10 protein-coding genes are annotated in these 11,442 nt (G+C 53.5%); 6 read left to right on the forward strand and 4 right to left on the reverse strand.

Translation table 11 applies throughout. The features are described from left to right. Positions 1-202: 202 nt before the first annotated feature. The 4 genes from nagE (at position 203) to chiQ (ending at position 6,279) form a co-directional block, all read left to right on the forward strand. On the forward strand, positions 203-2,224 hold the full coding sequence (gene nagE, locus PUP35_RS06020) for an N-acetylglucosamine-specific PTS transporter subunit IIBC (RefSeq protein WP_274242324.1): 2,022 nt from the start codon (positions 203-205) through the stop codon (positions 2,222-2,224). 169 nt (positions 2,225-2,393) lie between these two features. Continuing rightward, complete coding sequence (glnS, locus tag PUP35_RS06025) at positions 2,394-4,061, forward strand: glutamine--tRNA ligase (protein WP_111964383.1); 1,668 nt, start codon at positions 2,394-2,396, stop codon at positions 4,059-4,061. 446 nt (positions 4,062-4,507) lie between these two features. Continuing rightward, entirely contained in the window at positions 4,508-5,905 is a 1,398-nt protein-coding gene (chiP, locus tag PUP35_RS06030) for a chitoporin ChiP (RefSeq protein WP_111964382.1), read from the forward strand. Between the two features lie 47 nt (positions 5,906-5,952). Beyond that, positions 5,953-6,279 (forward strand): ChiQ/YbfN family lipoprotein, encoded by a 327-nt coding sequence (gene chiQ, locus PUP35_RS06035; protein WP_252093102.1) that lies wholly within the window; start codon positions 5,953-5,955, stop codon positions 6,277-6,279. A gap of 92 nt (positions 6,280-6,371) precedes the next feature. Here chiQ and fur read toward each other — a convergent pair whose 3' ends face one another. The 4 genes from fur to ybfF form a co-directional block, all read right to left on the reverse strand. After that, positions 6,372-6,818: a ferric iron uptake transcriptional regulator gene (gene fur / locus PUP35_RS06040; RefSeq protein WP_014169146.1), complete on the reverse strand. Its 447-nt coding sequence runs from the start codon at positions 6,816-6,818 to the stop codon at positions 6,372-6,374. A 291-nt stretch (positions 6,819-7,109) separates the two neighbouring features. Further along, positions 7,110-7,640, reverse strand: coding sequence for a flavodoxin FldA (gene fldA / locus PUP35_RS06045; RefSeq protein WP_274242325.1), 531 nt, complete (start codon positions 7,638-7,640; stop codon positions 7,110-7,112). Positions 7,641-7,795: 155 nt separating this feature from the next. Continuing rightward, complete coding sequence (gene ybfE, locus PUP35_RS06050; protein WP_023334913.1) at positions 7,796-8,083, reverse strand: LexA regulated protein; 288 nt, start codon at positions 8,081-8,083, stop codon at positions 7,796-7,798. Positions 8,084-8,211: 128 nt separating this feature from the next. Next, complete coding sequence (gene ybfF, locus PUP35_RS06055) at positions 8,212-8,985, reverse strand: esterase (protein ID WP_115874502.1); 774 nt, start codon at positions 8,983-8,985, stop codon at positions 8,212-8,214. A 183-nt stretch (positions 8,986-9,168) separates the two neighbouring features. Here ybfF and seqA point away from each other — a divergent pair, with 183 nt between their 5' ends. Continuing rightward, complete coding sequence (gene seqA / locus PUP35_RS06060; protein WP_008501070.1) at positions 9,169-9,717, forward strand: replication initiation negative regulator SeqA; 549 nt, start codon at positions 9,169-9,171, stop codon at positions 9,715-9,717. Positions 9,718-9,741: 24 nt separating this feature from the next. Beyond that, positions 9,742-11,382 (forward strand): phosphoglucomutase (alpha-D-glucose-1,6-bisphosphate-dependent), encoded by a 1,641-nt coding sequence (gene pgm / locus PUP35_RS06065; RefSeq protein ID WP_111964379.1) that lies wholly within the window; start codon positions 9,742-9,744, stop codon positions 11,380-11,382. Positions 11,383-11,442 lie beyond the last annotated feature (60 nt).

The following is an 11,442-nucleotide window of genomic DNA, read 5'->3' on the forward strand; positions in this document are numbered from 1 at the left end:
TCACTGTTAGCCAGTGTAAGGGAGGGTTGATAACGATATTTGGTGACAAAAATCACAAAAAGTACGCGTTTAATTTGCGATACGAATTAATTTTTCACACACTCACAATGCCAGTGAAGCATCAACTGTATCTATAGTTCGTGACACAATAAAAAACAGAGCTGAGAACATGCCTTAAACGGGGTCTCATAGGGGGAAGAAAGTGAGTATTCTAGGTTATTTACAAAAGGTTGGCCGCGCACTTATGGTGCCGGTCGCCACGCTGCCTGCCGCAGCCATCCTGATGGGTGTCGGCTACTGGATCGACCCCAACGGCTGGGGTAATACCAGCGCGCTGGCGGCGTTCTTTATCAAGTCAGGTTCCGCCATTATCGACAATATGTCCGTGTTGTTCGCGATTGGTGTGGCTTACGGTATGTCCAAAGACAAAGACGGTGCCGCTGCGCTAACCGGTTTTGTCGGTTTCCTCGTCTTAACCACTCTCTGCTCACCTGCAGCAGTGGCCATGATCCAAAAAATTCCGGCGGACCAGGTTCCGGCGGCATTCGGTAAGATCAGCAACCAGTTTGTCGGTATCCTTGTGGGTATCATCTCTGCCGAACTGTATAACCGCTTCAGCAGCGTAGAGCTGCCAAAAGCGCTCTCCTTCTTTAGCGGCCGCCGTCTGGTCCCTATCCTGACCTCGTTTGTGATGATCGTTGTCGCGTTCATCATGATGTACGTCTGGCCGATGATTTTCGACGGTCTGGTGAACTTCGGTGAGCACATCCAGAAACTGGGTTCTGTCGGTGCGGGCGTGTACGCGTTCTTCAACCGTCTGCTGATCCCGGTTGGTCTGCACCACGCGCTGAACTCCGTGTTCTGGTTCGACGTTGCCGGTATTAACGATATCCCTAACTTCCTGGGTGGCGCACAGTCCATCGAAGCAGGTAAAGCGGTTGTCGGTATCACCGGTCGTTACCAGGCGGGCTTCTTCCCGATCATGATGTTTGGTCTGCCGGGTGCTGCGCTGGCTATCTACCACTGCGCGCGTCCAGAGAATAAAGCGAAAGTGCTGGGTATCATGATGGCGGGCGCGTTCGCGGCCTTCTTCACCGGTATCACCGAGCCGCTGGAGTTCTCCTTTATGTTCGTGGCGCCGGTTCTGTATGTGATCCACGCCGTGCTGACCGGTATCTCCGTGTTCATCGCTGCCAGCATGCAGTGGATTGCCGGTTTCGGCTTCAGCGCCGGTCTGGTGGATATGGTGCTTTCGTCCCGTAACCCGCTGGCGACCCACTGGTGGATGCTGATCCCGCAAGGTCTGGTGTTCTTCGCGATCTACTACGTAGTGTTCCGTTTCACTATCACCAAATTTAACCTCATGACACCGGGTCGTGAACTGGCCGTGGCCGGTAGCGAAGCGGATGGTCAGGATGTGAACGTGAGCGGTGCTCAGGACCAGGACGTTTCAGGTCTGGCGCGTCAGTACATCGCCGCAGTAGGCGGTTCTGACAACCTGACCGGTATCGATGCCTGTATCACTCGCCTGCGTCTGAACGTCAAAGACTCTTCCCTGGTGAATGAAGCGCTGGCCAAACGTCTGGGCGCGTCCGGTGTTATCCGTCTGAACAAAACCAGCGTGCAGATTATCGTTGGCTTTGTGGCAGAGAAAATTGCTAATGCCATGAAAACTACCGGCCCGGTAGCCGCAGCAGAAGCTTCTGCCGCACCTGCCGCCGCGCCAGGGGCTGCAAAACCGCAGGCGGTACCCAACGCCAAAACGATAGCCGCGCTGGTTTCACCGGTAACCGGTGAAGTCGTTGCGATTGAGCAGGTGCCTGACGAAGCCTTCGCCAGCAAAGCGGTCGGTGACGGTGTGGCGGTGAAACCAACGGACAAAACCGTTGTGTCTCCGGCTGCCGGTACCATCGTGAAAATCTTCAACACCAACCATGCGTTCTGCCTCGAAACCGAAAATGGCGCGGAGATCGTTGTCCATGTGGGTATCGATACCGTTGCGCTGAACGGCCAGGGCTTTACTCGTCTGGTGGAAGAGGGCGCTGAAGTGGTGGCAGGGCAGCCGATTCTGGAAATGGATCTGGACTTCCTGAACGCCAACGCGCGCTCCATGATAAGTCCGGTCGTTTGCAGCAACATCGACGACTTCAGCGGCCTGGTCATTCAGGCGAAAGGTCAGGTTGTTGCGGGTCAAACACCGCTGTACGAGATTAAAGGCAAGTAATCGCTCCTGAGTAGAGTCATGCCTTAAGCGGCGGGGGAGATCCTCCGCCGCTTTTTTTTGCAGCAAATGCCCCCATTATTTTCTTCAGAGACGTTTTAAGGGTTGTCACTACGTCCGGCTTATAAGATCATATGCCGTTATACGTTGTTTACGCTTTGAGGAATCCACGATGAGTGAGGCTGAAGCCCGCCCGAGTAACTTTATTCGTCAGATCATCGATGAAGATCTGGCCAGTGGTAAGCACACCACAATTCATACCCGCTTTCCGCCGGAGCCGAACGGCTACCTGCATATCGGGCATGCGAAGTCCATCTGCCTGAACTTTGGCATTGCGCAAGACTACCAGGGACAGTGCAACCTGCGTTTCGATGACACCAACCCAGTAAAAGAAGACATCGAATACGTTGAGTCCATTAAGAACGACGTGCAATGGCTGGGCTTCAACTGGTCTGGCGATATCTGCTACTCCTCTGACTATTTTGATCAGCTGTACGCCTATGCGGTAGAGCTTATCAACAAAGGTCTGGCGTATGTCGACGAGCTGTCTGCTGACGAGATCCGTGAGTATCGCGGTACGCTGACCGCACCGGGCAAAAACAGCCCGTTCCGCGACCGCAGCGTGGAAGAGAACCTGGCGCTGTTTGAAAAAATGCGTGCCGGTGGCTTCGAAGAAGGCAAAGCGTGCCTGCGTGCCAAAATCGACATGGCGTCTCCGTTCATCGTGATGCGCGATCCGGTGCTGTACCGCATTAAGTTTGCGGAACACCACCAGACCGGCAACAAGTGGTGCATCTACCCGATGTACGACTTTACCCACTGCATCAGCGATGCGCTGGAAGGCATTACGCACTCCCTGTGTACGCTGGAGTTCCAGGACAACCGTCGTCTGTACGACTGGGTTCTGGATAACATCACCATTCCTGTGCATCCGCGCCAGTACGAGTTCTCTCGCCTGAACCTGGAATACACCGTGATGTCCAAGCGTAAGCTGAATCTGCTGGTGACCGACAAGCACGTTGAGGGCTGGGATGATCCACGTATGCCTACCATTTCTGGTCTGCGTCGTCGTGGTTACACTGCCGCCTCTATTCGTGAGTTCTGCAAACGTATCGGCGTGACCAAGCAGGACAACACCATCGAGATGGCGTCCCTTGAATCATGCATTCGCGAAGATCTCAACGAAAACGCTCCGCGCGCGATGGCGGTTATCGATCCGGTGAAACTGGTTATCGAAAACTATCCGCAGGGTGAAAGCGAGCTGGTCGCCATGCCTAACCATCCGAACAAGCCGGAAATGGGAAGCCGTGACGTGCCGTTCAGCGGCGAGATCTGGATTGACCGCGCTGACTTCCGCGAAGAAGCCAACAAGCAGTACAAGCGTCTGGTGCTGGGTAAAGAAGTGCGTCTGCGTAATGCCTACGTCATCAAAGCCGAGCGCGTAGAGAAAGATGCAGAAGGGAATATCACCACCATCTTCTGTTCTTATGACGCTGAAACGCTGAGCAAAGATCCTGCGGATGGCCGCAAGGTGAAAGGCGTTATCCACTGGGTGAGCGCATCCCACGCGCTGCCGGTAGAAATTCGTCTGTACGATCGTCTGTTCAGCGTGCCTAACCCTGGTGCTGCGGAAGACTTCCTGGCGACCATCAACCCGGAATCTCTGGTGATCAAGCAGGGTTATGCGGAGCCTTCTCTGAAAAACGCTGAAGCAGGCAAAGCGTTCCAGTTCGAACGTGAAGGTTACTTCTGCCTGGACAGCCGTCACAGCACGGCAGAAAAACCGGTATTTAACCGTACCGTAGGTCTGCGTGATACCTGGACGAAGATCGGCGAATAATATTGCTGGTCTGGTCAATGAGAGACAAACGCCGCACTATGCGGCGTTTTTTTATTTAACGTTCAGGGTATTAAGCCAGGGCCTAAAAAGGTGTGATAAAAATATCAGGTCAATGAGGTGCTACTTATTTTTCAAAAAAAAGTTTGTGTCATTAGGAAAAACAAAAAGGTTATAAGAAAGGGAAGATGTTTCTCGTCTAGCCACTGAAATACTTGAAAATTCCCCGCCATTCCTCGCCTCCCTGCAAATGTTACAAAGCACTACTAATTATGTGCACTTCGTCATAATCCTGACTTTTGTCCGCTAAAAATCATTGATAATTCGCGTCGCGAAAAATAACCTAACGACGGTAGTTAATTCGAGGGTATTTAAAACTACCCCTGACCATTTGGTCTTTTTTATTTACGCCGTTTCAGGCGTTTTAATTCGTCAAAGAGGAATAATCTATGCGTACGTTCAGTGGCAAACGTAGTGCGCTGGCGCTGGCTATTGCCGGTGTGACAGCAATGTCGGGCCTGGTGGTGACACCAGAGGCAAAAGCGGCGGGCTTCATCGACGATTCTACCCTCACGGGCGGTATCTATTACTGGCAGCGTGAACGTGACCGTAAAGACGTCACCGAAGACAAATACAAAACCAACCTTTCTCATTCCACCTGGAACGCCAACCTGGACTTCCAGTCAGGCTATGCCGCGGATATGTTCGGTCTGGATATTGCTGCGTTTACCGCGATTGAAATGGCGGAAAACGGCGACAGCGCCCACCCGAACGAAATTGCCTTCTCCTCCAGCAATAAAGCGTATAAAGAAGACTGGTCCGGGGATAAGAGCGGCATCAGCCTTTACAAAGCCGCTGCAAAATTTAAATACGGTCCGGTATGGGCGCGCGGTGGTTATATTCAGCCAACTGGCCAGACCCTGTTAGCACCGCACTGGAGTTTTATGCCGGGTACCTATCAGGGTGCGGAAGCCGGGGCGAACTTTGACTACGGTGATGCGGGTGCGTTGAGCTTCTCCTATATGTGGACCAACGAGTACAAAGCACCCTGGCACATCGAGATGGACAAGTTCTACCAGAACGATAAGAAAACCAAAGTCGATTATCTCCACTCGCTGGGGGCGAAATACGACTTCAAAAACGATCTGGTTCTCGAAGCAGCATTTGGCCAGGCGCAAGGGTATATCGATCAGTACTTTGCCAAGGCCAGCTATAAGTTTGATGTCGCGGGTAGCCCGCTGAGTACCAGCTATCAGTTCTACGGTACGCGCGACAAAGTCAGCAACGGTGGCATCAATGACATTTATGATGGCACCGCGTGGCTGCAGGCGCTAACCTTCGGCTATAAGGTCGGTCAGGTTGATTTACGTCTGGAAGGAACATGGGTGAAGGCGGAAGGGCAGCAGGGCTACTTCCTGCAGCGTATGACCCCGACCTATGCCTCATCCAACGGTCGTCTTGATATCTGGTGGGATAACCGCTCAGACTTCAACGCCGACGGCGAGAAAGCGGTCTTCTTCGGCGCAATGTACGACCTGAAAAACTGGAACCTGCCTGGCTGGGCGGTGGGCGCTTCTTACGCTTACGCCTGGGATGCAAAACCTGCCGATATGGCAACTCCGGACGCATACTACGATCCCAACTATCGCCTGAAAGAGTCTTCTTACAGCCTCGATGCTATCTATACCCTGCAGGATGGCCGCGCGAAAGGCACAATGTTCAAACTGCACTTCACTCAGTATGACAACCACTCCGATATCCCGAGCTACGCGGGCGGTTACGGCAACATCTTCCAGGATGAACGTGACGTGAAATTCATGGTTATCGCACCGTTCACTATCTTCTGATGAATCTTCCGGCGGGTTAGATCCCGCCGGACCGGAGACTGCATATGATGAAAAAAATCGTAATCGTCGCGTTACTGGCATCAGGGCTGGTGGCGTGTGCTCAGAGTGAGGCACCGAAAGAAGATTCCCGGCTGAAGGAGGCCTATAGCGCCTGTATTAATACAGCAGAAGGATCGCCGGAGAAAATTGAAGCCTGTCAGAGCGTGCTGAACGTGCTGAAGAAAGAGAAAGCGCATGAGCAGTTTGCGACGCGGGAGAATGTCCGCGTGATGGATTACCAGGCCTGTATCCAGGCGCGTAAAACCGGTAACGATCAGGAAGTGGCCAAGCGTTGCGATAAGATCTGGAACGAGATACGCAACAATAATAAATAAGTTGTTTTACGCCCGGTGGCGCGGTGCTTACCGGGCTTTTTTCTGGCAAAAAAAAGCCAACCTTTCGGCTGGCTCAGAGTATGAACACTTGATTATTTTGCGTCGTGCGCGTGGTCATCTTCGCGGCAGTCGCCTTCAGCGCAGTGACCGTAAAGATACAGGCTGTGGTTGGTCAGGCGGATACCGTGACGCGCGGCGATTTCACGCTGGCGCGCTTCGATGGAATCATCGCTGAATTCAATGACCTTGCCGCAGTCGAGGCAGATCAGATGATCGTGGTGCTGCTGCTGGGTCAGTTCGAAAACAGATTTACCGCCTTCGAAATTATGACGGGTGACAATGCCCGCGTCATCAAACTGGTTCAGCACGCGATAGACGGTAGCCAGCCCAATCTCTTCACCCATGTCGATAAGACGTTTATAAAGGTCTTCCGCACTGACATGGTGATTGTCTGGACCCTGAAGCACTTCGAGGATTTTTAACCGAGGAAGCGTAACTTTCAGGCCAGCCTTCTTTAATGCGGTATTGTTGTCAGTCATGCGGAATCTGTCCTGTTGCTAAACGATTCACTTCTGTAGGAAGTGACAGAAAATGCACCTGGGATAATGCGTCTCATTATAGAACTGCCATGGCTAAATGAAAACTGCAAGTCTCAGGCAAAATATGCTTATAAAAATGGGGCATCACCAACAAACTTGCTCAATGGAAAACCACATTTTATCAGGGAGACATTGTACAGGTCTGGGCGAAAAAGTTAAAAGATTGTAGCAATTAATTTAATCGGTTTGACCTGGTGCGCGGGCGCAACCGCCGTTGCGCCGCGAGAAAAATCAGGCGTTAAGAATATCGTCCAGGTGCAGTTCTTCACGGATCTGCTTAACCCATTTCTCAACGCGCTCTGCGGTCAGTTCTGGCTGACGGTCTTCGTCGATGGCCAGACCCACGAAATGATCGTCATCGGCCAGGCCTTTAGACGCTTCGAAGTGGTAACCAGCGGTCGGCCAGTGGCCTACGATAACCGCGCCGTTCGGCTCAATGATGTCGCGGATGGTACCCAGCGCGTCACAGAAATACTCAGCGTAGTCTTCCTGGTCACCGCAGCCAAACAGGGCAACCAGCTTACCGTTGAAGTCCACTTCTTCCAGCGTCGGGAAGAAATCATCCCAGTCGCACTGGGCTTCACCGTAGTACCAGGTTGGGATACCCAGCAGCAGAATATCATAGCCTTCCAGATCTTCTTTGCTGCTCTTGGCAATGTCATGCACATCAGCAACGTTTTTACCGAGCTGTTTTTGAATGTTTTTTGCGATATTTTCGGTATTGCCGGTATCACTGCCAAAGAAAATGCCGATGATTGCCATGAGTAAAATAACCTCTTGAAACTTAATAGTATGGTGGCGCAATTCGGCCACGGATAAGGGCAATAATAGCAGAACTGGCAACCCTGCGGAAACAGCTATCGCGCAGGACTGCACTCTGTGCTACATGAAAAGGGTAATAAAGGGGATTTTCAGACTTATGCCTGGCTGCGTAACGTCTCAAGCTGGGCGATTAACATCTCTTCAATGAGCTCGCTGCGGCTGATATTTCGCGCGTCAGCCAGCTCGTTCAGCGCATCGACGGCGTCGGCGTTAAGCTTCAGTTCGACACGCTTAAGCCCGCGATTTTTATCGCGTTTAAGCTGATTGCGTTTATTGATACGCAGCTGTTCATCGCGCGAAAGCGGATTCGTCTTCGGTCGTCCCGGGCGACGCTCATTCGCGAACAGATCTAGTGTCGTACGGTCCGTTTGTTCTTTGGCCATGATTCTGAGACTTCGGGGGAAACACGCCGCCCTGCTAATGCCCGGGCGATAAGCGCGCCATCATACATCACCAAAAACGGCACGCCAACGACTGGAAGCCCGCAGCCTTCCAGTCGCTTTCTTTTTAATCAATTTGTCGTATCAGCGAGATAGCGGCGAATGGCGCGCAGCACGGCATCGGGTTTTTCTGCGTGCACCCAGTGTCCGGCACCGGCAATCACGTGGGCGCGAGCCTGCGGGAATTGGGCCAGCAGCGTGTCGCGGTACGCGTCGGTAACGTAAGGAGAGTTACCGCCGCGAATAAAGAGGGTAGGGTGCGGCCAGGCGGGGACGGTTTCCCATCCCACGATGTTGTTGTACTGGTTCCAGAGCACCGGCACGTTAAAACGCCATTGGCCGTCAACAAACGACTTCAGCAGGAACTGGACTACGCCTTCTTCATCAAGATGCTCACGCATGACGGCAGCCGCCTGTTGGCGAGTCGCGACGCCTGCTTCGGTGACCGCATTGATGGCGGCAAAAATTTCGTCGTGGCGGCGGACGTCGTAATCCACGGGCGCAACATCAATTACAATCAGGCCGTTAATACGCTCCGGGGCCAGTGCCGTAAGGGCCATCACCGCTTTGCCACCCATTGAATGCCCGATGAGGGTCACCTTTTGCAGGTCGTTGGCATCCAGCGTATCCAGCAGATCCTGCGCCATTGCCGCGTAGGTCATCTCGTCGGAACGGCCGGAAAGACCGTGATTGCGCATATCGACCTGTAAAATATCGTGGTCAGTAACCAGATCGCGCGCCAGCACGCCCAGGTTATCCAGGCTGCCAAAAAGCCCGTGAACCAGTACGATGGGAGAATTATTGTTCGGCGATTGTGCAGTTTGCGCTCGGGTATTCAATTTCATGGCAAAGTTCTTTTTTTACGTATGTCAGGTTAGGGTATCATGTTGACCATTCTGCCGCCCGGCTGCAAGGTTCCAGTTTAATCTGACTTTTGCCGCCAACCTGGTTTGACGCTATCCGCTGTTGGGATTTGACCTTATAATCCCAATGACTTGTATTCAGATAAGATATCGCACTGGATTAAGATGAAAACAATCGAAGTTGATGACGAACTCTATCAGTATATTGCCAGCCAGACGCGGCATATCGGGGAGAGCGCGTCCGACATTTTACGGCGCATGCTTAAAATTTCCGCCGCTTCACAGCCTGCTACCCCAGTCACCAAAGATGTCGTGTCTCAGCCAAGCGTTGTTGCACAAGCAAAACCTGCCGTGACGCCGGCAAAAGATAAAGTGCGCGCGATGCGCGAGCTGCTCCTTTCCGATGAATACGCGGAGCAGAAAAAGGCGGTTAACCGCTTTATGCTGGTGCTGTCTACACTTTACTCACTGGATAACAAAGCGTTTGCTGAAGCGACCGAGTCGCTGCACGGTCGTACTCGCGTCTATTTCGCGGGCGACGAGCAGACGCTGCTGCAAAATGGCAATCAAACCAAACCCAAACATGTTCCTGGCACCCCGTACTGGGTGATCACCAATACCAATACGGGCCGCAAGTGCAGCATGATTGAACACATCATGCAGTCCATGCAGTTCCCGGCGGAATTGATTGAAAAGGTTTGCGGTACAATTTAACCCTTGCATCAGAAGGACCCGGTAATGGCAAATCACAGCCGTGCAGGCCAACCTGCACAACAAAGCGATTTGATTAACGTCGCTCAGCTGACCGCGCAGTATTACGTGCTGAAGCCGGTCGTGGGCAACGCAGAACACGCAGTGAAGTTTGGTACATCTGGTCACCGCGGCAGCGCGGCGCGCCATAGCTTTAACGAACCGCACATTCTGGCCATTGCTCAGGCCATTGCGGAAGAGCGCGCTAAAAACGGCGTTACCGGTCCGTGCTACGTGGGGAAAGATACCCATGCCCTGTCTGAACCGGCGTTCATCTCTGTGGTGGAAGTGCTGGCGGCAAACGGCGTTGATGTGATTGTTCAGGAGAACAACGGCTTCACCCCAACGCCTGCGGTCTCTAACGCCATCCTGGTGCACAACAAAAAAGGTGGCGCGCTGGCTGACGGTATCGTTATCACGCCATCCCACAACCCGCCGGAAGACGGTGGTATCAAATATAACCCGCCTAACGGTGGCCCGGCAGACACCAACGTCACCAAAGTGGTGGAGGATCGCGCGAACGCGCTGCTGGCTGATGACCTGAAAGGCGTGAAGCGCATCTCTCTGGATGCGGCCATGGCGTCCGGTCACGTGAAAGAGCTGGATCTGGTTCAGCCGTTCGTGGAAGGCCTGGCGGATATCGTCGATATGGCGGCCATCCAGAAAGCCGGCCTCAAGCTGGGCGTGGATCCGCTGGGCGGCTCCGGTATCGAATACTGGAAACGTATCGCCGAGCACTACAAGCTGGATCTGACCATCGTCAACGATCACGTCGATCAGACCTTCCGCTTTATGCACCTGGACAAAGACGGCGCGATCCGCATGGACTGCTCCTCCGAGTGCGCGATGGCGGGCCTGCTGGCGCTGCGTGATAAATTCGATCTGGCGTTTGCTAACGACCCCGATTATGACCGTCACGGTATCGTCACCCCTGCCGGGCTGATGAACCCGAACCACTATCTTGCGGTCGCAATTAACTATCTGTTCCAGCACCGCCCGCAGTGGGGTAAAGAGGTGGCCGTCGGTAAAACGCTGGTTTCCTCCGCGATGATCGACCGCGTGGTTGAGGCGCTGGGCCGCAAGCTGGTGGAAGTGCCGGTGGGCTTCAAATGGTTTGTTGACGGTCTGCACGACGGCAGCTTCGGCTTCGGCGGTGAAGAGAGTGCGGGCGCATCTTTCCTGCGTTTCGACGGCACGCCATGGTCAACCGATAAAGACGGCATCATCATGTGCCTGCTGGCGGCGGAAATCACCGCGGTCACCGGTAAGAACCCGCAGGAACATTACAACGAGCTGGCGGCACGCTTTGGTGCACCAAGCTATAACCGTATTCAGGCCAGCGCGACGTCAGCCCAGAAAGCGGCCCTCTCCAAACTCTCACCGGAGATGGTCAGCGCAAGCACCCTGGCGGGCGACCCGATCACCGCACGTCTGACGGCGGCACCGGGTAACGGCGCCTCCATTGGTGGACTGAAAGTGATGACTGAAAACGGCTGGTTCGCCGCTCGGCCATCCGGCACGGAAGATGCGTATAAAATCTATTGCGAAAGCTTCCTCGGCGCTGAGCATCGTCAGCAGATTGAGAAAGAAGCGGTAGAGATTGTCAGCGAAGTGCTGAAAAACGCGTAAGTGCGGTTTGTGTGCCGGGCGGCACTGCGTTTGCCCGGCCTACAACAACGATCGTAGGCC

The sequence above is a fragment of the Enterobacter sp. S-33 genome (assembly GCF_028735835.1).
Lineage (GTDB): Bacteria > Pseudomonadota > Gammaproteobacteria > Enterobacterales > Enterobacteriaceae > Enterobacter > Enterobacter vonholyi.

What these genes read in the sequence shown, in the direction of transcription:
- glnS (WP_111964383.1), top strand. Translation starts at nt 2,394, where the DNA reads ATGAGTGAGGCTGAAGCCCGCCCGAGTAACTTTATTCGTCAGATCATC.
- chiP (WP_111964382.1), top strand. Translation starts at nt 4,508, where the DNA reads ATGCGTACGTTCAGTGGCAAACGTAGTGCGCTGGCGCTGGCTATTGCC.
- chiQ (WP_252093102.1), top strand. Translation starts at nt 5,953, where the DNA reads ATGAAAAAAATCGTAATCGTCGCGTTACTGGCATCAGGGCTGGTGGCG.
- fur (WP_014169146.1), bottom strand. Translation starts at nt 6,818, where the DNA reads ATGACTGACAACAATACCGCATTAAAGAAGGCTGGCCTGAAAGTTACG.
- fldA (WP_274242325.1), bottom strand. Translation starts at nt 7,640, where the DNA reads ATGGCAATCATCGGCATTTTCTTTGGCAGTGATACCGGCAATACCGAA.
- ybfE (WP_023334913.1), bottom strand. Translation starts at nt 8,083, where the DNA reads ATGGCCAAAGAACAAACGGACCGTACGACACTAGATCTGTTCGCGAAT.
- ybfF (WP_115874502.1), bottom strand. Translation starts at nt 8,985, where the DNA reads ATGAAATTGAATACCCGAGCGCAAACTGCACAATCGCCGAACAATAAT.
- seqA (WP_008501070.1), top strand. Translation starts at nt 9,169, where the DNA reads ATGAAAACAATCGAAGTTGATGACGAACTCTATCAGTATATTGCCAGC.
- pgm (WP_111964379.1), top strand. Translation starts at nt 9,742, where the DNA reads ATGGCAAATCACAGCCGTGCAGGCCAACCTGCACAACAAAGCGATTTG.